The sequence below is a fragment of the Sinorhizobium sp. NFACC03 genome (assembly GCF_900103435.1).
Classification (GTDB): domain Bacteria; phylum Pseudomonadota; class Alphaproteobacteria; order Rhizobiales; family Rhizobiaceae; genus Ensifer.
In genome coordinates this window covers 14,853-35,682 of the sequence record NZ_FMXF01000024.1, presented here as the reverse complement: position 1 = coordinate 35,682, position 20,830 = coordinate 14,853, and the positions used below count along the sequence as shown (strand labels likewise).

Here is a 20,830-nt window from a genome sequence, read left to right as displayed (position 1 = left end):
CGTTCCACTACGCATTACTACGTAATGCGGCCAAGGCCGCGATGACATCAGAACCGGAGAGTGGCTTGTGAAGGACGAGAATGTTCTCAGGTCTCACCTGTTCGGTGTCTTCATCTGCAAGCAATACCACTCTTTTGCCGGCCGCCAACGCCAAACATGCTTCGATGTCCAGCGCCGGAAGCGATCCGTCAAGGACCAGGATTTCGGCCACCAAGCTTCGCTCTTTTGCTGCTATCCATGATCCGAACTGCTCGACCCGGTATCCATGCGCCTCCATCGCGAAGACCAGGGAGCGGAGCAAGGCTTCGTCGTTCGCAATCGTGACGACAGGGGGCGGACTGGACACTGTGGTTCCGTGGGTTCGAGGCGCGATGGTTCCTCAAACTTCGCACAGACGGGCAGGCCGGGCTTTGTTCCAGATCAAGACGATGCCGCGATTAGTCTGCGGCTTCTGCTGCGAGTGACATCCTTACAAGTTCTGGGAGGCTGCGGGCCTGCATCTTCGCCATGACGTTCGCGCGGTGGACTTCAACGGTGCGCGGACTAATGTCGAGGGCAAACGCAATCGCCTTGTTCGGCTGTCCGGCGACGACGGCGGTCAGAACCTGGCGCTCGCGGTCGCTGAGGATGCTGATGCGCGCCCGGATGTCTTCACCGCTTTCAATCGGCGACGACCCATCGCTCAGGCGCTCAGAGGCGCGCCGGATCGCCTCAACAATGGTGTTGTCGTCAAAAGGCTTTTCAATGAAATCGACGGCTCCTGCTTTCATCGCTTCCACCGCCATCGGCACATCCCCATGCCCAGTTATCATGATCGACGGGATCGTTGTCTTGAGGGCTGCCAGACGGCGAATGAGCTCCAGTCCGCTCAGGTCGGGCATGCGCATGTCGGTAATGAGCACGGCCTGCCGCAGATTTGGAGCAACGGAAAGGAACGCAGTGGCGGACTCGTGCACTCGGACGGCTAATCCGTTCATCGTCAGCATAAAGGCAAGCGATTTCCGGACCGCCTCTTCGTCGTCGACAATATGCACGGTGAAGTCGTCAATCGGCATTTTCTTCCTCGTTGTATTGCGGCAGGGTAAAGCGGAAGCATGCGCCACCCAAGCCCCCGGTGGACACGGTTAGGTCCCCACCATGCGCCTCGACAATGCGCTTGGAGATCGACAAGCCAATGCCCATTCCGCCGGCTTTGGTCGTTGTGAACGGCTTAAACAAGTCAGCCGCAATTTCCTCAGGTATGCCAGGGCCGGAGTCTTCGACAGCTATCATCACCTCTGCAGGGCCCAAGCGCTGAATGGTGACCAAAAGTTCCTTCCTGGGTGAATTTTTCATCGCCTCTACGGCGTTGCGCATGAGGTTGGTCAGCACTTGCTGTATCTGTATTCGGTCAACCATGACGTGGTCGGCGCCAGATACAAAGTCGAATACAGTGCGCACCCCTTTCTCGCGCGATCCGACCAATGCAAGCGCGCCGGCCTCTTCGACCAGTTGCCGCAGGTTGTGAGGCGACTTCTCGGTCTCGCCCTTTGTGACGAATTCCCGCAAATGCTTGATGATCTGCCCCGCACGTAGGCTCTGTTCTCCGGCTTCCTTGAGGGCATCGCGTATCTGGATGTCGCGCGGGCTTTCGGATGACTGAAGCAGCCGTCCGCAACCGTGGACATAGTTGGCTATAGCGGAGAGCGGCTGGTTCAATTCGTGGGCGAGCGTGGAGGCCATTTCGCCCATTTCATTGAGGCGGGCCAGTCGCGCCAGCTCAGTCTGAACCTCTTGCAGGCGAGCGGCCGATTCTTCACGCTCGGTCAGGTCGCGTACAAAACCCGTGAAAAACCTTCGACCACCCGATCTCATCTCCCCGACGGCAAGTTTCATGGGAAAGGTGGATCCGTCCTTTCGTTGACCGACAACCACACGGTCGGTTCCGATAATGCGCTTCTCGCCCGTAGAGAGGTACCGCTCGAGATAGCCGTCGTGTTCCTTGCGATAGGGTTGCGGCATCAGCATCCTCAGGTTCTGGCCGATCACCTCATCTTCGGCGTAGCCGAACTGTCTGACAGCCGCGGCGTTGAACGACACGATCGTACCGTCTTGCTCGCTCACGATGGTGGCGTCGAGAACAGTGTCGAGGATCGACCGGAGGTGCGCCTCCCTTATAGTCAAGGCCTCATCAGCGGATGTTAAGTCATGTTGAGCGCGCCGGAGCAGTTCTCCCAAAAGGGAAATTGCAACCCCCACGGCGGCAAATACAACCATTTCAGGTATTTGGATCCCGCCGGGAGTGAGTGACCTAAGATAGGCTGCCGAACCGATGGACGCGATGACAGCCAGCATTCCTGGACCAAAACCCCCACAAACGGCTGCAAGGAGAACGGGGGGTACGAAAAGAATGTAGATTGCCCGATCATCCAGAACACCCATGAGGAAATAGCGAAGGAGAAAGGCAATCAGAACAGCGGTCGCGGCAAAGCCATAAGCTTTGGTGGGTGACGAATTTCGCCGGAGCACGCAATCCGAAATGGTGCGCATTAAGCCGGTCCGACCAGTGAGCATCAGTTCTTCTTCCGCGATTCCCAATTGCAACCGAATTGACGTTTATCATTCTGATAACGCCGTTGTCACATGGAAAGCCGCACCGCTTTCTGGCGTAAAGGGGGCGGCGTGCTTGTTTGGATACGGAAGGCGAAATCCGATGGTCGATCGGGTTGACGGGGCGTTGGGCTCCGCTGACTGGCGTGTCGCGTCGGCCGGGGCGGAATGGGCGTTGGCGTCATCCTCCTCAATAGCCGCGGGTAAACCCGCCATCGTGCAGAATGTTCAGGCCGGTTGATGCCGTAAAAAATGCAATCGAACTCCCGTGGAACAACGGTCAAGCCGAAGGGCAGATCAACCGCGTCAAGATGCTGAAGCGAGCAATGTACGGTCGCGCCGGTCCAGAACTGATGAGGGCGAGAATGCTGCCGCTGAATCACAGAAATTGAGGATGAACCCGGCTAAATGCAAAACGACAGTAACCGGGGCAGATTATGCGGTTTTTGCTTTGCAATTTCACTTGAGGGCTTAGCGGTAAATACGACACGGGCCTTTGACCTAACGACTTCACACCAGGCAGAGTAGGGAGCTTTCAAAGCCCGGGTGCCATCGGGGAAATTGCGCCGGAAGGGGTGGCCGACGCTGTGGTTTGGGCCGCACTGGCACGCCCGGGTGTTCTAGAATAGCGCTCGTCGACTATTGCTGGTCGCAAACTGGTTAAGCTGCCGACGAAGTTCGGTCTTGCAAATGGCCCGGCAAAAAGTGGCGCGCTGAAATCGTTAGCGGAAAATCGTACGGCGTTTATCGTCTAAACCCAACGGCCATAAGACAATTTTCGATTTGAAACGGCAAGGTAAAACCCTGAAGTAACGCCGCACTGCGCGAATGGAATCGCGAGTGCCGTCAACCTCTACCATGTCTTCACCTCGTAGCACATTAGGACATCTGTCCTAGTGGTCCTCGTGCGCAAAGTCGAGCTATCTGATGCGTCGCTGTCCATCTCTCGGACAAAGTTCAAGTGAAGGAGAGTTGTATGTTACCGCCCGCAGGGGGCTGGCGGACCCGCTCCACGGTGCGTTCGGGATAGCCGTTCTGGGTGTGGTATCTGAAGATACTTGCCTCGCTCCTGATGGCGATGATGGCTTCCGGGGACCCAACGTTTTCAGCGGACGGCCTCTACCGCGCGCCGTGATCGACCTCGGCCGACTTTGTTTGCAATTCGATACGCGATTTAAATGCATTATATCTTCTTTCAGTTGCTTTCTCCTTAGCCCAGACGTTTGTCACCTCGGCGACTCCGCCGCTCGGACAAAACCACCTGAATTCAACACGACAGAGTTTGCATGAAGCACATCGCCATTCCCACCGATAGCTTCCTGGACGGTAGATTTCGTGCGACGACCCTGCGCCTGGCCTTGATCTATGCGGCCGCCGAGTTGCTGATCACCAGTCCGATCTGGCTGATAATCGGTGACAATCCGCTGAAGCCGTTTCTTGGGAAGCTTGTCCTTGAAGCGGTTTTCGTCGTTCTGGCCATTCTGTTTGCGCAACTGCTGAGCCGAATGAGAGATCAACCCTACGCCACGCAGACTCTCGCGTGTCTGCTGCTTTCCCTGGTCAGTTCGCTGGGTATGTCCCTGCTGGACTCTTACCTCTATGCGCTGATCATGTCGCCCGTTGTCGTGCCGTTTAACATCATGGATTACGGCTATGCGGTCTGCTATCGCATGTCGATCTTCTTCGGCTGGTCGTTCCTCTTCGTGGCGCTGCTCAATCACATGGACGTGCGCGATCGGGATCTGAAACTGATTGCCTCGCGCGAAGAGGCGCTCGCCGCCCAGATGCGCGCTTTGCAGTATCAGATAAACCCGCATTTTCTCTTCAACACGCTCAACTCAATCACTGGCGTGGTCGAGGAGGGGGCATCGCAACGGGCCGAGCGGATGATCATGTCGCTCTCGGCCTTTCTGCGGTCAACGCTGCAACTCGATCCGATGCGCGAATTGCGGCTTGCTGACGAGCTGGCCTTGCAGAAAGAGTATCTCGATATCGAGAAAGAGCGGTTTTCGGATCGAATGATTGTTCGGATCGACATCCCTACCGAGCTTGAGAGCGCGATGGTTCCAAGTCTGATCCTGCAGCCGTTGGTCGAAAATGCGGTAAAGCACGGCGTCGGCGGTTCTGCCGACGAGGTCGAAATTCACATCCGTGCGGGCTGGGTCGGTGAGACGCTCTATCTGTCCGTCGAAAACGACGTTGCCGCCTCGGACAAGACCGGCGACGGCCTCGGCATTGGCCTTGCCAATGTCGCCCATCGGGTCAAAACGCATTTTCCAGAGGGCGCATCGTTGACCGCCGGTTATATTGAGCCGACGCGCTATCGCGTATCTCTGAAGATGCCCCTGAGAATCGGACGAGCCGAGGCGTAGGCACCGACACGTCTTGCGGCAACGCGCCGAACTGATGCGGTGGCGCGGCGCTCGCAGTTCCAATTACTGCGTTCCCCTGACGGAGCAGGGGGAGTGGCGATGTCATGCAGCTGAAGAACATGCTTGGACGTATCCATACCAATTCGAGCGATGTGTTCCATGGGACGGTTCCTTGCCAAAAAACTCCCTGATCTGACATTCGCAGATTGCGACGCCTTGGCCGTTTCGCGCGGGGCTGGATACTGAGGGCGAACCAAATAAGGAACGACCCATGGAGTACTGGGATCAGGTTGAACGAATTCTTCGCGCCAGTTCATTTGTAGAGCTCGTTCGCGAATCGAAGGCTTGGGCGACTTCCACTGGTTTTGGTCATCAAGCCTACGCGGTTAAACTGCAGGATCTGCATGGGCGTGATCGCTCTGATTTTCTTACCTTCAACGATTTCACTTCCGAATGGGCCGAAGGATACGAGGCACTCCGCGACCCGGAAATCGCCTCGCGAGATGCCCGCGTAATGCATGTGAGAGCGGGAATGCCAAGCACGGCATGGAACGTTCGCGGTGAAGTGGGGTTCACCGACAAGATGATTGGTAAGCAGGCGGGCCAAATCCTGCGCCGGGCTGGAGAGTATGGGTTGCGGGCCGGAATCACCGTGCCGATCTCGTCTCCGGGCGTTAGTTGGGCTTTTATGACGTTCACGACCGATGCCACGTTTGATCTGCGCGATCTGTTTTGCACGATCGCGCCGATGACATACGTTGCCAGTTGCCTCCATGTCTCCGCCCGGCGCCTACAGGGTTGGGATGAAGCCAGACCTCGTTTGACCGAACGAGAAAGGGAGGTCTTACGGTGGGCCGCGCTCGGCAAGACATCGTGGGACATTTCCGCGATACTCTCCGTCAGTGAAAGGACCGTCAATTTTCATCTGCAAGGGGCTGCTCGCAAGCTGGAAGTGAATGGGCGGCAGGCTGCCTGCGCACGAGCGATTGCGCTCGGTCTCATCACGCTTTAGGCCCTGCACCCTGTCAAAGTTGACAGCTTCTTTTCCCTAGGCTTCGCCATCAGATTGCATCCGCCACGCGTTTATCGATGGAGGAAAAGATGGACTACGATTCAATTACTGCAGAAGCTTCCGGCCTGAGAGAACTCAACGAGAAGGAACTCGATGCGGTTAGCGGCGGCCTTTACTTCGAGATGGGCGAGTTCCGCTTCGCTACTGGCTCTTATGGTGCTATTGCCACGTGGGGCGGTGGGCATGTCAACGGCGGCTTGACAGTTGGATACAGCAGCAGCACGCACGAGTTTTATATCAATCAGTGACTGCCGCTGCGTTCAATAGGTCTTCAGATTAATCCTGGTCGGCCCGTCGCAATGCGCGTCGGGCCGCGCCCCAGAGCGGGGCCGCCTAGCTATCCCGAGTGGCTGATGGAACCAACTGCTCTCTTTCGACCAGAGTCTTTCAACGCGCGCGACCTTTCATGGTTGGGTCGCCCGACTAACGACCAGGGGCGGCTCTCTCTCGCTGCGGTATCTATGGTCGCATTGATGTTCGTGGCCTTTGCGGTCCTTCTGATGATTTACGCGCAGTATACGCGCCGCGTGAAGGTTGCGGGCGTCGTTCTGCCCGTGGGGGGCGTGACACGCCTCGTCGCGCCACAGGCGGGCTGGGTAAAAAGCCTAGATGTCCATGAGCGTCAATCGGTGCGCAAAGGCGAAGTCCTGTACACGCTCAGCATCGATAGCACGACTTCACTAGGCAATACCCAGGATGCGATTGTCGGGTTGCTGAGAAACAAACGTAGCGAATTGAATGCTGCGACGCTGCGTCAGGCCGCGGCTGACGCGATGTCCAAGAAAGCCTTGGGCGACAGGATATCAAGCGTCGAGAAGGAGATGTCGCAAGTAGAAACCCAGATCGCGCTCCTGGAGAACTTCACTGATACCATGCGGAGTTTTGCTGAACGCCAGCAGCACCTGGTCACCAGTGGCGTATCGATCTCGCGCGAATACGAGGCCCGTCTGCTCGCCTATAACCAGCAGCGCACCCAACTCGAGGCTCTGCGTCGGGACCGCCTGCAACTCGCCGGCCGTTTGTCGGAACATCGAAACGAACTTCTCGGTTTTGATCTCGAAGCGTCGGAAAGGGTTGCGAGCATACGGCGACAAATACTCGATATCGATCAGCAGATTTCCGAAAGCCAGGCCAGGCAGGAACTGCAGATCACCGCTCCGCGCGATGGTGCGATCACGAGCATAATCACCCAGACAGGACAAACGGTGGGGGCAGGCACGCCCCTGCTAACGATCGTTCCTGATGATCATCCGCTCACCATACAACTACTCGCGCCGACAAACGCGATCGGCTTCGTACGAGAGGGAGATCCCGTGCTGTTGCGGTACGAAGCGTTTCCCTATCAGAAATTCGGGCAATACCGAGGCAGAGTCGTACTGATCTCGCGTACGACACTGCACCCGAACGAAGCGACGGAGTTCAATACTGATGGTGCCATCGCGTCGAAACCCCAATCGGCCTATCGCATCACCGTGGAACCCGAGAAGGCCTTCGTCATCGCCTACGGCAAAAAAGAGCCCCTTCAGGCAGGGATGCAGGTTCAGGCCCACATACTGGCGGAATCCCGTCCGCTATATCAATGGCTGCTGCAGCCAATCTATAGCTTGCGTGGCTCTATCGTCGCTCCTACGGATCGGCCCTAGCGATGCGACCTGTCGATTTTAGAAAGGTCCTGCCCACACGCGCCGGCGCCGCGACGCCCATTATTCTGCAAAGCGAGACCGCCGAGTGTGGTTTGGCTTGTCTCGCAACAATCGCAAGCCACTACGGCCGCCGAATGGACGTAGCGGCGGTTCGCCAGCATTTTTCAGTGTCCCTCAAGGGCAATACGCTCAAGGACCTTGTCCACGCGGGCGCAAGATTGAATTTAGCAACTCGGGCGCTGCGTCTGGATCTTGGCAATCTCCAACAGTTGCGGCTTCCTTGTATTCTCCACTGGGACCACAATCATTTTGTCGTCCTGACGCAGGTGGGGCGTGGGACGATTACCGTTCATGACCCTGCGATTGGTCGACGGAAATACACCTTTCATGAGGTGTCGGAACATTTCACAGGGGTGGCGCTCGAGTGCTGGCCCACCGCAAGCTTTGAAAAAAAGAAAGATCGCCCGCGTTTAAAGCTAGGGTCGCTCCTTCGACAGACACCTGGAATTGGCCGGATTGCGCTGCAGCTGCTAGCGATATCCTTGCTGTTGGAAGTCGCCACCGTATCGGTACCCGCCGGTTTTCAACTCATTCTTGATGAAGTTGTCGTCGCTGGCGATCAAGATCTGCTTACGGTCATCATCCTGGCCTTGTGCATTCTGCTGGCGATGCAGGTCGCCGCGAGACTAGTGCGAGCGTGGGCAACGGTGTCCATAGGTTCACGTCTGATCCTCCAATGGAAAGTGGCGCTGTTTGATCGTCTCATGGAGTTGCCGCTCGCTTTCTTCGAGAAACGACACGTCGGCGATGTCGTATCGCGCTTCGGATCTCTCGATGCCTTGCAACGAACCCTGACGGCGAACGTTGTTCAGGCCTTCCTCGATGGTCTGATGTCGATGGCGCTGGTGCTTTTGATGTGGGCCTACGGTGGAGGACTCCTGGCCGTGGCGCTGGCTTCGGCCGCCTTGTATGTGGCGATGCGCGTGGTTTTCCACGCGTCCTATCGATCGATTTCGGAAGAGGTGATTGTTCATACCGCCAGAGAAAACTCCCACTTCATGGAGTCTGCACGGGGGATGGCCAGCGTCAAAGCGCTCAATCTCTCCGAGCGCAGGCGAGTTACCTGGGTCAACCATCTCGTCGATCGGGTGAATGCCGAATTGCGGGTCCAAAGGTTCGATGCGACGTTTACGGCGTTGAGAAGCGCACTCGTCGGAATTGACCGGATATTGATCGTCTACCTCGGTGCAAACGCGATCTTACACGGCAGCCTTTCCGTTGGAATGTTGGTGGCCTTCCTCGCATACAAAGATCAGTTCGCGATACGTGTTGAGGGCTTTATTGACGCTTGCGCACAGTTCGCGATGCTGCGGCTTCATGCCGAACGTGTTGCCGAGATCGCACTGGAATCCCCGGAGGAGCGGAGGGCGATCATCAACATGACGGATCGTGACGACAAGCCAGGCAGCTTGGAGTTCAAGGAAGTTCAGTTTCGCTATGGCGACAATGAAACAAACGTACTCTCAGGCCTCGACTTGGTCATCGGCGCGGGCGAGTGCGTGGCGATCAGCGGCCCATCAGGATCAGGCAAGTCGACAATTCTGAAATTGATGGCGGGCCTGATACAGCCAACCTCAGGTCAGATCCTGTTCGACGGCGCATCGTTGAATTCCATAGGGGTCGCAAATTATCGTAACCATATCGGCTGCGTGCTCCAGGAAGATCGTCTTTTCGCGGGTTCAATTGCCGACAATATCTGCGCCTTTGACCCAGCCGCCGATCGCAACTGGATAAAACATTGCGCGCGATCGGCAGCAATCCACGACGAGATCTTGCTCATGCCAATGGGCTACGAGACACGCGTGGGGGATATGGGATGCTCGCTATCTGGTGGGCAGCGGCAGCGTATCATCCTGGCGCGAGCCCTGTATAGACGCCCAGCCATACTGCTGTTGGATGAGGCCACGAGCCACCTCGATGAGACCAACGAGGCTGCCATCAACGGGGCCGTGCGCACCTTGCCGATGACGCGGATCATCGTTGCACATCGACCGAGCACCCTCAAGATGGCCGATCGCATCATTCGTCTCGACAGACCAACGCGGCCTGCGGCCGAGTGCATCCTGCCGGCGGCTGAAAGCTCAGGCGCGTTGACAGCGGATGAGGGCGCCGATCGCCATGCCACGGAGAAGACCCAATGAAACGTCTTGCATTGGCCACCAGTCTGATGCTCGTTGTGCAATCGTCGCCAGCTCGTTCAGAGCCTCTCGTGCGGTGGGACTGGAATGACAAGGGATTCTGGATCTATGCGATCAACCCGGACGACCGAAGCTGGAACTGCGCGGCCGAGTACGCGATCAACTACGCTGGCGATGTGCGGCGAAACACAGCGAGCTTCACTTTGCCACCCAAGTTCAAAGGCGTGATGTCCGTGGTGAAGGTGGATTATCCGGCATCACAGTGGTCCTTCGAGCCAGGAGGAGCGCAATGGTGCAATTGAATGCTCCGCGCGCTCACAGTGTTCGTCGGCAATGAACGGTAGCCGTGGCTGCCTAATGGCGGCGGGGGGCGAAACTGTGGTGTTCGCTCATATGAGCCCATCATAAATTATGCCGCTCTCAAGGCTGTCGAGCGCGGGCCAAGGTGCGGTTGATCGCCTCTTCGTAATGGCCCCTGAACATTAAAGGGGCACAGATATACGGTAGGCGAGTTTCAGGCCGTTTTGCGAGCTGCGGCTCTCAGCGCAGCAACGAACGCCGATAACTCAGGCGGAGACGTGAAGCGGAAAATTCGACCGGAAAAGCCCGACATACGCACCAAGTCCCGGTCTCTTTGCTCTTTCCGATAGTTGATGACGAAGCGTAGGAACGCCCAATCGAAACGCTCCCGGCATCCTGGAGCGAGTTCGTTGTCACGACTACGGCCCCAGCCGCTCACGGTTCTTTTTATCACCCGCCACACGCACAGCCAGGTCGGGTAATCCAGATGAATTAACGTGTCGGCCGACCGCAACCGCTGCTCAAGCGTGCCGCTGTAATTGCCGCCCATGATCCAGGCCGGCTGCGATGCCAGGCTTTCTGTCGTCCTCCGCCACGAGGAGTTATCCGGCCGGGTCCAGTTTGGCAGCCAATAATGTCGGTCGAGGTGAATTACCGGAAGGCCGGTTATCTCTGCCAATTGTCTTGCTACCGTGGACTTTCCCGCGCCGGGGCATCCTACGATCAAAATCCGTCTCATTTCCTGGCCTTCGAGTGAGCAATCGTTCGCTGTCGCTTTCTCAGGTCGCCGTTCGGGGACGAACCGACAGAGGATTTGCCGGGTGACACTTGGTGTGAGCAATTTTCGTAAGCCCTCTTCATGCTTGTTGCTCACACAGTCGGTCCGATGATTAGGCACTGCAAGAGTTGTACTCTCCTGGGAGGAGGGGAAGTCATGGGCCGCACAAAATCGAATGGTACCTGAGTTCGCGGCAGACGGGAAAAGCCCCTACACGGTCTTGGGATGGAGGAATTCCTTGACCGGATTTCGACTTGAGATGGCTTGCCGTCGCTATCGGTCCGTATTGGCGAAAATACGACGTTTGAAGTCCCGTCATGAGGCTCCCTTTATGAGGAGGTGACCTACCGGCTCCCGCTCCACGAATTCTGCCTTCACATGCCTGAGGACATGGCGCTGCCCCGCAAAAGGAACCATCGTCAATGCTTCTTCGAATGAAACCCAGCGATATGCGCTGTGCTCGTGATTGATGACGACGGTCGCCTGAGGTTCCACAAAGCCGACGAAGACCGGCAGCAAGCTGATCGCGTCGCGGTCGGCTTCATAGAACTGCTCGCAAATGTCGGCAGTGTAAAGCTGTCGGCATGCCAAGCCGGTCTCTTCCTTGACTTCCCGGAGAGCGGCCTCCCAAGCCTTTTCACCTTCCTCGATAGCTCCTGCAATCTGGCACCACTCCCCGACCAGAGTGTGGTTCCTGCGAAGAAGCAGGACCTCGGGCTGACCGTCGACGGCGCGCAGGAGCACGACGGACACTGCGAAACAACGTATGGGGATGTCAGCCATCTGTCGCCTCGGGCTTCAAGTGGGATACGTCGGCCAGACTGACGACCGATCGGCTCTTCCAGAAATCGTCCTGACGCAAATGGGTAATGCTTCCCGATCGAGCCGGAAAGCTCAAATAGCCCGCGGCATCGAGAGGCATCTTGATCCAAGCTGCGATGACAAACGTCAGCGCAAAGCCGTGCGTTACGATGATCTTCCTGTCGCACGGGCGCTCGACGATGGACTCCACGCGCCGGTAAACACGGCTCGCAATATCTCTGCGGGTTTCCGCATCCTCGATGCCGCCGCGATGGTCCATTCTGTTGTCGTCGGGTGCCGGTGTCTGGCGCTCGGCCAACCAGTCATTGGGCATGCCGCCGGCTGAGCCATAGCTGATCTCCCGCAAGTCTGCAGTCGAGACGAAGGGCCGCTGAAGGCGCTTTGCGATGATCGCCGCGGTCTGAGATGCGCGCAGAAGGTCGGAAGTGAAAATCTCGACGTCGCCGCCACCGACCATGCTCGCCAGTCGCTCGGCCGTTGCCGCGGCATCGATCTCGCCCCGCGGGGTCAGGCCGGTGTCGTACCAGCCGCCCACCTTGTTCTCGAGGTGATGGACAGACTGGGTGTGCGTCACCACAAAGAGGTCTTTCATAAGGTTCCTCCTGACATGGCCTTCGCGATTGAAGCGTCAGATTTCGCCCCCACGGGAAGCTTAATTTCGGGTTGTAGTCAGCGTGATGGCGAAGTACTGAACGGATAGCAACTGTTCGTTGTCGTGGAAAGTGAGGGAACACGTGAAGGTCTTCTTTGATGTGGACGGCGTGCTGATCGACGGTTGGCATGCCGATGTTACCCGTCGCAAACCTTGGGATGCAACGATCGAAGCCGACCTGGGCGTCGACCGCGATGCGTTTCAGCTCCTGTTCTTTGGCACGCCCGGCAACCGGGCTGCCTCGCCTATGTTCGAATGTGTCACCGGACGCCGTGACCTGAAGGAGGCCCTGACGGCCGTTCTTCCCCGAGCCGGGTACAAGGGCGAGGTAGATGACTTCGTGCGCTATTGGTTCGAGAAGGATTCGAGCGTCAATCCGGAGGTGTTTGACCTGGTCCGGGAACTGCGCGGGCGTGGGGCACAAACCTTCGTTGCGACTGGCCAGGAGCATTATCGAGCGGGATATTTGTGGAACGAGCTGGGCTTCGCAAGCCACTTCGATCGGCTCTTTTATAGCGCCGAGCTCGGCGTGCCGAAGAAAGACCCACGCTTCTTCGAAGCCATCAATCTGGCGCTCGAGCTTCAGCCCGGAGAGCGACCGCTGTTCTTCGACGATCAGCCAGAAATTGTCGAGCTGGCCAGTCGTGCCGGATGGGATGCGGCCACCTTCACCTCGGCACGGGACATTCAACAGCACCCGCGCCTTAAACATTTATGGCCGTAGCAGAAGTCAAGGCAGGCCCATTCGGCAGCCGAGAGATATAAAATCATGCGCCTCAACCAAGTGACCGTGACGATGGCCGACCTGGATGCGGGGTGGCAGTTCTACTGCAATCTCGGACTCAGACCCATTGTGGACGCCCGTCCTCGCTATGCACGTTTCGTCTGTCCGGACGGAGACAGCACCTTCTCGTTACATCAGGGTGCGAACGGTGGCGGCGGGACCTCGATATATTTCGAGTGCGAGAACGTGGACGAGACTGTCGGCAACCTCAAGGAGGCTGGTCTTGGGTTCGTCAGCGGTCCCGAGGATAAGAGCTGGCATTGGCGCGAGGCAGAACTGCTTGATCCGGGCGGCAACCGCATCATTCTGTACTATGCTGGACCGAACCGTGTCGATCCTCCATGGCGGATCACCCGCTGAAGAGCGGATGCGTCGTGGTCGCAAGCTAACTGGCTCCCGCGGGCGCTGGACAAGGAGTGCTGATGTTCCCCGTCGGTAAAATCGAAATCATCGACTGGTCTCCTGAATGGCCGGAAAGTTTTCGTCGCAAGGCATCGGCCATCCGCAGGGCGCTAGGCGATCGCACGCTTCGCATTGACCATGATTGTGCTAGTGGTGTTTGGGACATTAATTCGATTCATTAGGTGCCGGCCGCCTCGGCCGCGGCTAGCGAGGTTCGGGCGGGCCACAGGCCGACAGCACGTGCGTATGCGCCTCGCTCGATGGAGGGGGTTCGCATGACTGCAGCGGCGATGGCGTGGCAGGGCAGAGTATTTGGTAGCGTCGCGGACGTGCTCCGCAGTCGTGGCGACGACGCCGAGCGCGGGCAGGCGTTGGTGCGCCTGGTTCTCGTGCCTCTCTTATGCCTCTACGTGGTCCCGAAACTGCTGGGCAGCGAAGATCGCGCGGAGATCTGGCTCAAGCTCACTGTGGCGTATTTGGTCGCGTATATACCGGTGTCCGTGTTGTTGTACCGGGACATTGTCCAACGGCCCGGGCAGTTCCACGGCCGCCGGCTGTTCGGCATGGCGAACGATTACTTCTGCATGTTGCTGGCCATGGCGGTCGGCGGCGCTGCGACCCTGCCGGTCTACGCGACTCTGCTATGGGTGACTTTGGCAAACGGTCTACGCTTCGGCCCTCGTTACCTCATCGGGGCCACGGCCGCGGCATTCGTCGCGCTCGGGATTACGTACTATTTCAATAGTTACTGGCGCGAAAACCCGGACATGGTGCTAACACTCGTCCTGACGACGACGGTTGTCCCGGCATATGTGCTCACCCTCATCACGCGCATTCACAAGGCCTATCACGCGGCCATGGAGGCCAACCTGGCCAAATCGAGGTTTTTGGCGCAAGCAAGCCACGATCTGCGGCAGCCGATCCACGCGATCAGCCTGTTTACCTCGGTCTTGCGCGACGCCGGCCTTGGCCCGCGCGAAGTGCAGATGGTCGATAACATCGACCGGTCATTGGAGAGCGTTTCGCGCCTCTTCAAGTCACTGCTGGACGTGTCGACCCTGGACAGCGGCAGGGTAACGCTGAAGGTCGAGCCGGTTGCCGTGCAGCAGATTATTGACGATGTAGTCCGCCAGAACTCCCAGGCGGCGCAGCGTGCCGGCGTAGAGCTTCGGCCGGTCGCGTCGACGGTTTGGGTCGAAACCGACCCAAGCCTGTTGGCGACGATCCTGCAAAACGTGGTCAACAACGCGATTAAATACGCGCCGGGTCGGCCGGTCGTTATCGGCTGCAGGCGACGGGGTCAGACGGTGTCGGTCGAGGTCCTGGATTGCGGACCAGGGATTGCCGCGGAGCATCAGCCGCACGTGTTTGAAGAGTTCTATCAGGTACGTGAGCGCGGCGATCGCGACGTGGAAGGGGTCGGGCTTGGCCTGCCAATCGTCAAGCGGTTGGCCAATCTGCTCGGACACGCTGTTGCCCTGGCGTCGAGACCTGGTCATGGAACCCGTGTAGCCTTAAGCGGGCTTCCGATCGCGGAGCCGCAGCTCGCGGAACGCGAACAGCAAGTGGTTCGGCCAGCGTCGGCAATGGACGGTTTGCGCGTGCTGTTGGTGGAGGACGACGAGGCGGTTTTGCGCGCAACCGCGAGCCTGCTGGAAAGTTGGGGCTGCGAGGTCGACACCTCGACGACGATCCCGGAGACATTCGAGGACTGCGATCTGCTCATCACCGATTACGACCTTGGCGGCGGCGTTACCGGCAAGGAATGCATCGGAGTCGTTCGCAATATGCAGCAGTGGAACATCCCGGTGGTGGTGATGAGCGGGCACGACGCAGATCGCGTCCGTGACGAGCTGGGAGATCCCGATATTCCACTGCTTACAAAGCCCGTCCGTCCGGCTGAACTGCGGTCAGTCGTCCTTGCGAGTGCACTCGACGCACGAGCATGAAGTCGATTCAGGCTTAACCCCGGCCGGCACCACCGGCGGGTTTTGTCCATTCAGGCACTTTGGCATCACGCCCACTTTACGCCGCCCAAGGTATCGGCTGGTCTTGCGGACAGGCACGTTCGCAGCCTGGGAGTCCCTGCGATCCGCGACGGTTGTTTCATCACGAAATGGAGACTGTCATGTTGAAATCAGGATTGATCGTGTTCGCGTCGATGGCGTTGGGCGTCTCCGCCGCCATCGCAGGCGTCGGCACGGAGCGGACGCAGACGGCGCAGTCCAGCCCGGGCAGCATGTGGGCGGCGAACGAAGTCCACGCGCTCTACGATCCCGCCAAGCGGCACGCGCCGGTGGACGTAAACGAAAAGTTCAGCATCAAGAGCCGCAACGACGGCGACGGCCATCGGATGTAGCTCGCCGTGTTCGATGGCGCGCGGGCGAAGATCGGCACCTGCGCGAACGCGGCCAAGCTCAAGGATGGCGAGCGGCGCACGACGTGGCTCGATGTGGAGTACGGCCAGGCCGACGCGGGCGACGGTGCGCGTGCGACACTGGAACCCGGCGTGAGCGTCAGCCTCAACAACGGCGTGCTCGTCTACGAGCAGACCGCCGGTCCCATCGGCGCATCGGGCGACACGAAGGCGATGCGCGTGAGCTACAAGCTCGCGTCCGGCTTCCGCGACGTGGCGGCGGCGGTCGAACTCGACCGGCAGGCCTGGACGGTCTCGACCACGCGGCCGAGCGCATCCAGCGCGCCGCTCTACAGCGTCAACAACGTCGCGCTGTTGCCGCACGTCGCCGGCACGAAGGGCGTCGTTCGTGATCGTGCGGTGATCGCCGATCCGCTGCGCGGCCCGGGCATTGGCGCGGCCGCCGATCCGGCGGTCTTGAAAGTCTCGGGCGGCGTTTCGAAGTCCGTCCAAGGCCTGCAAGTGCAGGACGAGGCGGCGAAGCTGTTGTGCATTTCGATTTCGTGCTCGTTCGATTTCCAATGCACCACGCAAGGGCCGGGCTGCATCTGCCACGATCTGGACGGCCCCGGCCCGCTGATCGGAGTTTGCCAAGTCTGATCCGCGATCTGCGTTATAGACAATGCTTCGGGCCGGGGGCGTAACAGGGAGGCTTCATGCCGTTTCGTTTGTTGCCGGGCGACGTGGCCCCCGGCTTGAAGCTGGCGAAGGTTTTCAACCGACAGGCCTTCGGGCCTGTCGTCTTTGATCGGCCAGCATCGTTGTGCTGTGGAACGCCGGCTGCGTCGGATGCCTGCACGCAGTCGGCGAGCTTGCCAAATTCGCCGAACCGCTGGGCGTGCCGGTCTACGGCATTGCCGTGCTGGTCCGCGATGTGGAAGCCACTGCGGCCGCAGCAGCGCAGGGCAACGACAAAACGGTGCTGGCGCTTGAGGACCGGCCGGCCGCCACGTCCGGGCTATCGCGGGGCGCGGTAACGCGTGAATGGCTTGAGGCCAGCGGCCGCGATGGCGTTCCTACGACGAATGTTATCGACGGCGCCGGCGTGCTTGCCTGGATCGGCGATCCGGAGGACGCAAAGCCCGTGGTCGCGGCCGTGCTCGATGGCACCTGGGATTTCCCGGCCGCCCGTGTGGCCTGGCGGGAAGCGATCAGCGATGACGCCTTTGTGCGCAAGCAAGCGCTGCGCGAGGTCATGGACGCGCTGACGGCCGGCAGGATGGCGGATGCGGCCGAAGCCATCGCCGAGGCGGAGCGCTCATCGCCGGCGATCACTGCCGATGAGCAATTCGCGTGCATCAAGCTCGACGTGCTTGCCCGGGCGGGCGACCGCGAGCCCGAGGCGGCGGCGCACTATGCTGTGCGGCGCATCGGTTTCGCGGGGATGCTGCGGTGCAGACGAAACTTGCCGTGACCGCCCTGCATGCGATGCGGGGCAACGAGGCTGTTGCTCGGGCTGCTCGCGCAGGTTTGAGCGAAGCTGTCGCGAGTGAGGATTGGGCGGGGAAGCCGGCCGACATGCAGCTGGCCGCCACGGTCTTGCTCGCAGATGCAGAGGTTCAGCTTGGATTGCGGCAAGACGCCGCCATGACGTTGGAGAAAGCTGCGCAGCTCACGGAAACGCTGGAGCTGTCAGAGCGGACCCGAAAGTGGGGCCGCTCTGAAGTCGCACGGCTTTCGTCGTGACGTACCAACGATTATTCACCGGCAGCCGCAACGACTCGGCACATGGCCTGACGGATGTAGTCTTTGCCGGTAACCTGGCCCTGCTGGACCGTGAAGACCGCATCCACACGGGAGCCCTTGCCACTGCGGCGGACCACGATGCGAAGCGTCTGTGGCTGGCCGGTCCCGGTTGTTTCCTGAAATGCCGATATCGCGCCTAGTTGGTGGTCGACGTCGATACCGTCGAAGCCCTCGGCGGCGACGGCCGCAGCGAGCTGGGCGAGCGCGGCCTTGGGCGCGACCTTCGGGAAGGTCTGCGCGCTACGGAACGTCAACGCGGAGATGAGAGGTACACCCTCCATTTTGAAATTACTCGCGCAGGTGCTGGCGAGAGCGGGCGTCGCCGAGATGGCGGCGATCGCGGCAGCCGCGATGAGAGTTCGCTTCATTGGTGGATCCTTTCTTGGTGACGGGCGCGCAATGCGCCCGATCTGCGACATCGCAGGCGGTCGCCGTTGGCGGCCGCGCGATTGGTGGAGTTCGTGGGAATGGCGGACGCCCTGTCAGAGGATTCCGTCAGAAACGCCTTTGGTCACGGCCGCGGCTCGGGTCGTCACGCCGAGGCTTCGGAACATCGCCGAAACGTGAAGGCGAACGGTAAACGGCGAAAGGCTGAGGTGCTGGGCGATCTCTTTGTTTGTTTTGCCCTGCGCGATGAGCTGCAGGACCTCTAGCTGCCTTTCGCTGAGCGTGGTCGACATGCCTCCCGCCCGCGCTCGGCCACTGGCCGGAGACGGAACGACTATTTCGCCGGCCCGCACCGCAGCGACGGCTGCAGAAATCTGTTGCGGCGGCGCCGACTTGCTGATGAAGCCGTTGACGCCGGCGGCCATGACCCCGTCGATTGTTGCGGTGTCGTCGGACATGGTCACGACGACAATGGCTGCCCGGCGGAACTCCCGACGCAAGTCCGCCAGCTCAGACTTGATGCTCTTACGGTGAAAGAAGAGGTCGAGGACGAATAAGCTGGGCGGGGAGGGGAGCGACCTGGCCAGCGCCAGTGCGTCCGAGAACGTGTCGCAGGTGTGAACGGTCGCGGCGGGATTTTGCGCCTGGATGAGCGAGCCGAGACCATCCCGAAAAACGGGGTGGTCGTCGGCAACAATTATCGTTTCGGCTCCATCCAATCGCCCGCATCCTCTCTCGGGATTCTTTTCACCTATAGTAACAAACCGGGTATGCGGGCGCCACTAGTACAGCCGTTCTAGTGCGGTGGCCCGGTTGCCGCTGGTGATTTCCATCGGTGGCCGAAAACATTGGCTTTGGCGCGCCGTTGACCGCCACGAAGCAAGACCCTGGATGCGCCAAAGCAAGTTCCGGTCGAAGATCTTGCCGTGCTCGAAGACGGCCGACTAAAGCGGCTCCTGGCGGGACGGCTGCGACATGAGAATGCGCAGCTTCGAAAGATGCTCGAACGGTTCGTGTCCGCCGACTGTCGGCGCGCCGGTGTAGCGGAGGCGCTGCCGGACAGAGACTTCTAGCTGCGGAGCCTATGCGCCGCGATCTCAAGATCGACTGGGGTGTCGCCGGGCCCGTTGCCCGCCAGGTGGTTGCCGGACTGAACCGTCAGGGGGCTGGGTTTCTCGTGATTGCAATGGTGGGCCCGGCAGGACTCGAACCTGCACGGCCCGAATGCTGCTGGATGTTTACGAACTTTACAAACTTGACGAACTTCTGCATCTTGCCTAAATTGTAGCGCAGGAGGCTGAAGCCCATGACCACTACGAAAACTGTTCCCAACGAGCCCCGAAACGGTTCTTCCAACATTGCGCTCTCGATGAAGCTGCCGCGGCAGGCAGATTTCGAGAAGGCGTTGATCAGGCAATACGCAAAGGCGATTAAGCTGAGCCGAAAGGCCGGCCATCAGGTCAGTTTCCGTGTCGTCGTGGATCCGCTGGCCGGAGCGCAGACGATTTCCGTTGTTGAAGAAGAACCACTGTCTCATCAGGATGCTTTTCCGGTAGAAGAGGCACGAGAGCCGGATGACGAGCTCGAAGCAGCGTTGACTGCTGCACGGGAGCGCGGCCGGCGTCGGGTGGCGGAGATTCTCGCGGAGGATGATATGCTGAGCGCCGAAACGTTCGCGGACCTGCTCGGCGTTTCGCGTGTCACGGTCAACACAAAGCGCCAGAACGGCCAGGTTCTTGGTCTCGACGGAGCCAAGCGGGGCTTCCGTTTTCCGTCATGGCAACTTGATCGGGACGGCCGGCCCTATGCCGTACTTCCGAAACTGCACGAGATCCTCGGCGGTGCATGGGCGGTTTATCGTTTCCTTGTCACGCCGCATGGCGCTTTGGATGGCCGGAAGGCTCTCGATGCGCTGAAACGCGGTCAGGACGATGAAGTGGTTGCAGCGGCTGAGAGTGTCGCCCGCGGTGATTTTCTCTGAATGGCCGCAATCAAGCCGCCTCCGGGTTTCGAGAATTCCTTTCTCGACATCGAAACCATTCCTGCCGGTCGTCGATTTGGACGTATCTATGCGAGCGCCTTTCCCGACCCGTTAGGATATGGAAAGACGCCGAGCCGGTTCAGTGATCCCCGCCGGCGTGACCCGGGAAGGCGGTTTGGCGTCGTCTATTTGGGCGACACACTCAAGGTCTGCTTCCTGGAAGCGGTCCTGCGTGATAGGCGCGATGGTCTTGTGGGCGATCTCCCGATCGAGGAGAAGGAGATCTACACGCGGCGCTATGCAGAGATCGAGACAATTGCAGGTCTCCGTCTTATTGATCTCCGCGCGGACCACGCGATCAGGATGGGTGTGCCAACAGATGTCGCGAAATCTTCTCGCCAAACTCTTGCGCGGGCGTGGTCGCTTGCCTTCCATCAGCACCGATCCATGCCGGACGGCATAATTTACCCATCCCGCCTGAATGGACATACAAATCTCGCGATCTTTGACCGCGCCATCCCAAAATTGTCGGCGGTACGTGTGGTGCCATTGATTGGAGCACCAGGCCTTGCCACCGTCATAAACGATCTTCGCGTGAGCCTCGTCGACAACATCTGAGATCGCCACGATGTCCAAAAGCCTTGCTCCCATGTGCCGATCACTTATGAGGTGAACGCAAGGCGTGTTC

Annotated in this window: 23 protein-coding genes; 15 read left to right on the top strand and 8 right to left on the bottom strand. The window is 59.3% G+C overall.

Annotation, left to right across the window (positions count from 1 at the left end; all coding sequences use genetic code 11):
• Nucleotides 1-7: 7 nt before the first annotated feature.
• The 3 genes from BLU35_RS25275 to BLU35_RS25265 all read right to left on the bottom strand — a co-directional run bounded on the left by BLU35_RS25275 (nucleotide 8) and on the right by BLU35_RS25265 (nucleotide 2,529).
• Nucleotides 8-346: a hypothetical protein gene (locus tag BLU35_RS25275; protein WP_093234961.1), complete on the bottom strand. Its 339-nt coding sequence runs from the start codon at nucleotides 344-346 to the stop codon at nucleotides 8-10.
• Nucleotides 347-437: 91 nt separating this feature from the next.
• Complete coding sequence (gene fixJ, locus BLU35_RS25270; protein WP_176907437.1) at nucleotides 438-1,049, bottom strand: response regulator FixJ; 612 nt, start codon at nucleotides 1,047-1,049, stop codon at nucleotides 438-440.
• Nucleotides 1,045-2,529 (bottom strand): PAS domain-containing sensor histidine kinase, encoded by a 1,485-nt coding sequence (locus BLU35_RS25265; protein ID WP_286161615.1) that lies wholly within the window; start codon nucleotides 2,527-2,529, stop codon nucleotides 1,045-1,047. Before BLU35_RS25265 ends, fixJ begins: the two co-directional genes overlap by 5 nt.
• Before the next feature lie 1,346 nt (nucleotides 2,530-3,875).
• On the opposite strand from BLU35_RS25265, the gene BLU35_RS25260 reads away from it, so the two are divergent.
• From BLU35_RS25260 to BLU35_RS25235, 6 genes are all read left to right on the top strand, one after another.
• A complete protein-coding gene (locus tag BLU35_RS25260) occupies nucleotides 3,876-4,961 on the top strand; it encodes a sensor histidine kinase (RefSeq protein WP_210185157.1) in 1,086 nt (361 codons plus the stop codon).
• 271 nt (nucleotides 4,962-5,232) lie between these two features.
• Nucleotides 5,233-5,973: a helix-turn-helix transcriptional regulator gene (locus tag BLU35_RS35210; protein WP_143032992.1), complete on the top strand. Its 741-nt coding sequence runs from the start codon at nucleotides 5,233-5,235 to the stop codon at nucleotides 5,971-5,973.
• 89 nt (nucleotides 5,974-6,062) lie between these two features.
• Complete coding sequence (locus BLU35_RS25250; RefSeq protein WP_093234958.1) at nucleotides 6,063-6,281, top strand: bacteriocin; 219 nt, start codon at nucleotides 6,063-6,065, stop codon at nucleotides 6,279-6,281.
• A gap of 105 nt (nucleotides 6,282-6,386) precedes the next feature.
• Nucleotides 6,387-7,676, top strand: a complete 1,290-nt coding sequence (locus tag BLU35_RS25245; protein WP_176907425.1) for an HlyD family secretion protein — start codon at nucleotides 6,387-6,389, stop codon at nucleotides 7,674-7,676.
• 2 nt (nucleotides 7,677-7,678) lie between these two features.
• Nucleotides 7,679-9,877: a peptidase domain-containing ABC transporter gene (locus tag BLU35_RS25240; protein WP_093234956.1), complete on the top strand. Its 2,199-nt coding sequence runs from the start codon at nucleotides 7,679-7,681 to the stop codon at nucleotides 9,875-9,877.
• On the top strand, nucleotides 9,874-10,176 hold the full coding sequence (locus BLU35_RS25235; RefSeq protein WP_093234955.1) for a hypothetical protein: 303 nt from the start codon (nucleotides 9,874-9,876) through the stop codon (nucleotides 10,174-10,176). The genes BLU35_RS25240 and BLU35_RS25235 overlap by 4 nt, the downstream gene beginning before the upstream one ends.
• A 212-nt stretch (nucleotides 10,177-10,388) precedes the next feature.
• Here BLU35_RS25235 and BLU35_RS25230 read toward each other — a convergent pair whose 3' ends face one another.
• The 3 genes from BLU35_RS25230 to BLU35_RS25220 all read right to left on the bottom strand — a co-directional run bounded on the left by BLU35_RS25230 (nucleotide 10,389) and on the right by BLU35_RS25220 (nucleotide 12,366).
• Complete coding sequence (locus tag BLU35_RS25230) at nucleotides 10,389-11,048, bottom strand: P-loop NTPase family protein (RefSeq protein ID WP_286161614.1); 660 nt, start codon at nucleotides 11,046-11,048, stop codon at nucleotides 10,389-10,391.
• A gap of 219 nt (nucleotides 11,049-11,267) precedes the next feature.
• Nucleotides 11,268-11,735, bottom strand: coding sequence for an NUDIX hydrolase (locus BLU35_RS25225; RefSeq protein ID WP_093234953.1), 468 nt, complete (start codon nucleotides 11,733-11,735; stop codon nucleotides 11,268-11,270).
• Nucleotides 11,728-12,366: a histidine phosphatase family protein gene (locus BLU35_RS25220; protein ID WP_093234952.1), complete on the bottom strand. Its 639-nt coding sequence runs from the start codon at nucleotides 12,364-12,366 to the stop codon at nucleotides 11,728-11,730. Before BLU35_RS25220 ends, BLU35_RS25225 begins: the two co-directional genes overlap by 8 nt.
• A gap of 142 nt (nucleotides 12,367-12,508) precedes the next feature.
• On the opposite strand from BLU35_RS25220, the gene BLU35_RS25215 reads away from it, so the two are divergent.
• From BLU35_RS25215 to BLU35_RS25185, 7 genes are all read left to right on the top strand, one after another.
• The gene (locus tag BLU35_RS25215; RefSeq protein WP_093234951.1) at nucleotides 12,509-13,150 is read left to right on the top strand and encodes an HAD family hydrolase; all 642 of its coding nucleotides are present in this window, start codon (nucleotides 12,509-12,511) and stop codon (nucleotides 13,148-13,150) included.
• 45 nt (nucleotides 13,151-13,195) lie between these two features.
• Nucleotides 13,196-13,570: a VOC family protein gene (locus tag BLU35_RS25210; protein ID WP_093234950.1), complete on the top strand. Its 375-nt coding sequence runs from the start codon at nucleotides 13,196-13,198 to the stop codon at nucleotides 13,568-13,570.
• Between the two features lie 317 nt (nucleotides 13,571-13,887).
• The gene (locus BLU35_RS25205; RefSeq protein ID WP_286161613.1) at nucleotides 13,888-15,561 is read left to right on the top strand and encodes a hybrid sensor histidine kinase/response regulator; all 1,674 of its coding nucleotides are present in this window, start codon (nucleotides 13,888-13,890) and stop codon (nucleotides 15,559-15,561) included.
• Nucleotides 15,562-15,740: 179 nt separating this feature from the next.
• Nucleotides 15,741-15,971 carry a hypothetical protein gene (locus BLU35_RS25200; protein ID WP_093234949.1) on the top strand — a complete coding sequence of 77 codons (231 nt, stop codon included), beginning with the start codon at nucleotides 15,741-15,743 and terminating at the stop codon, nucleotides 15,969-15,971.
• Nucleotides 15,972-15,977: 6 nt separating this feature from the next.
• Entirely contained in the window at nucleotides 15,978-16,628 is a 651-nt protein-coding gene (locus BLU35_RS25195) for a hypothetical protein (protein ID WP_093234948.1), read from the top strand.
• A gap of 163 nt (nucleotides 16,629-16,791) precedes the next feature.
• Nucleotides 16,792-17,442 (top strand): hypothetical protein, encoded by a 651-nt coding sequence (locus BLU35_RS25190; protein ID WP_093234947.1) that lies wholly within the window; start codon nucleotides 16,792-16,794, stop codon nucleotides 17,440-17,442.
• Nucleotides 17,421-17,714, top strand: coding sequence for a hypothetical protein (locus BLU35_RS25185; RefSeq protein WP_143032990.1), 294 nt, complete (start codon nucleotides 17,421-17,423; stop codon nucleotides 17,712-17,714). Before BLU35_RS25190 ends, BLU35_RS25185 begins: the two co-directional genes overlap by 22 nt.
• A gap of 11 nt (nucleotides 17,715-17,725) precedes the next feature.
• Here the strand turns inward: BLU35_RS25185 and BLU35_RS25180 are convergent, their stop codons facing one another.
• On the bottom strand, nucleotides 17,726-18,142 hold the full coding sequence (locus BLU35_RS25180) for a hypothetical protein (RefSeq protein ID WP_093234945.1): 417 nt from the start codon (nucleotides 18,140-18,142) through the stop codon (nucleotides 17,726-17,728).
• A 114-nt stretch (nucleotides 18,143-18,256) separates the two neighbouring features.
• The gene (locus BLU35_RS25175; RefSeq protein WP_093234944.1) at nucleotides 18,257-18,880 is read right to left on the bottom strand and encodes a LuxR C-terminal-related transcriptional regulator; all 624 of its coding nucleotides are present in this window, start codon (nucleotides 18,878-18,880) and stop codon (nucleotides 18,257-18,259) included.
• A gap of 587 nt (nucleotides 18,881-19,467) precedes the next feature.
• Here BLU35_RS25175 and BLU35_RS25170 point away from each other — a divergent pair.
• Together BLU35_RS25170 and BLU35_RS25165 are read left to right on the top strand one after the other, a co-directional pair.
• Nucleotides 19,468-20,142 (top strand): XRE family transcriptional regulator, encoded by a 675-nt coding sequence (locus BLU35_RS25170; RefSeq protein ID WP_093234943.1) that lies wholly within the window; start codon nucleotides 19,468-19,470, stop codon nucleotides 20,140-20,142.
• Nucleotides 20,143-20,760, top strand: coding sequence for an RES family NAD+ phosphorylase (locus BLU35_RS25165; protein ID WP_093234942.1), 618 nt, complete (start codon nucleotides 20,143-20,145; stop codon nucleotides 20,758-20,760).
• The last annotated feature ends 70 nt before the right edge of the window (nucleotides 20,761-20,830 follow it).

What these genes read in the sequence shown, in the direction of transcription:
- BLU35_RS25265 (WP_286161615.1), bottom strand. Translation starts at nt 2,529, where the DNA reads ATGCGCACCATTTCGGATTGCGTGCTCCGGCGAAATTCGTCACCCACC.
- BLU35_RS25260 (WP_210185157.1), top strand. Translation starts at nt 3,876, where the DNA reads ATGAAGCACATCGCCATTCCCACCGATAGCTTCCTGGACGGTAGATTT.
- BLU35_RS35210 (WP_143032992.1), top strand. Translation starts at nt 5,233, where the DNA reads ATGGAGTACTGGGATCAGGTTGAACGAATTCTTCGCGCCAGTTCATTT.
- BLU35_RS25250 (WP_093234958.1), top strand. Translation starts at nt 6,063, where the DNA reads ATGGACTACGATTCAATTACTGCAGAAGCTTCCGGCCTGAGAGAACTC.
- BLU35_RS25245 (WP_176907425.1), top strand. Translation starts at nt 6,387, where the DNA reads ATGGAACCAACTGCTCTCTTTCGACCAGAGTCTTTCAACGCGCGCGAC.
- BLU35_RS25240 (WP_093234956.1), top strand. Translation starts at nt 7,679, where the DNA reads ATGCGACCTGTCGATTTTAGAAAGGTCCTGCCCACACGCGCCGGCGCC.
- BLU35_RS25235 (WP_093234955.1), top strand. Translation starts at nt 9,874, where the DNA reads ATGAAACGTCTTGCATTGGCCACCAGTCTGATGCTCGTTGTGCAATCG.
- BLU35_RS25225 (WP_093234953.1), bottom strand. Translation starts at nt 11,735, where the DNA reads ATGGCTGACATCCCCATACGTTGTTTCGCAGTGTCCGTCGTGCTCCTG.
- BLU35_RS25220 (WP_093234952.1), bottom strand. Translation starts at nt 12,366, where the DNA reads ATGAAAGACCTCTTTGTGGTGACGCACACCCAGTCTGTCCATCACCTC.
- BLU35_RS25210 (WP_093234950.1), top strand. Translation starts at nt 13,196, where the DNA reads ATGCGCCTCAACCAAGTGACCGTGACGATGGCCGACCTGGATGCGGGG.
- BLU35_RS25205 (WP_286161613.1), top strand. Translation starts at nt 13,888, where the DNA reads ATGACTGCAGCGGCGATGGCGTGGCAGGGCAGAGTATTTGGTAGCGTC.
- BLU35_RS25200 (WP_093234949.1), top strand. Translation starts at nt 15,741, where the DNA reads ATGTTGAAATCAGGATTGATCGTGTTCGCGTCGATGGCGTTGGGCGTC.
- BLU35_RS25180 (WP_093234945.1), bottom strand. Translation starts at nt 18,142, where the DNA reads ATGAAGCGAACTCTCATCGCGGCTGCCGCGATCGCCGCCATCTCGGCG.
- BLU35_RS25170 (WP_093234943.1), top strand. Translation starts at nt 19,468, where the DNA reads ATGACCACTACGAAAACTGTTCCCAACGAGCCCCGAAACGGTTCTTCC.
- BLU35_RS25165 (WP_093234942.1), top strand. Translation starts at nt 20,143, where the DNA reads ATGGCCGCAATCAAGCCGCCTCCGGGTTTCGAGAATTCCTTTCTCGAC.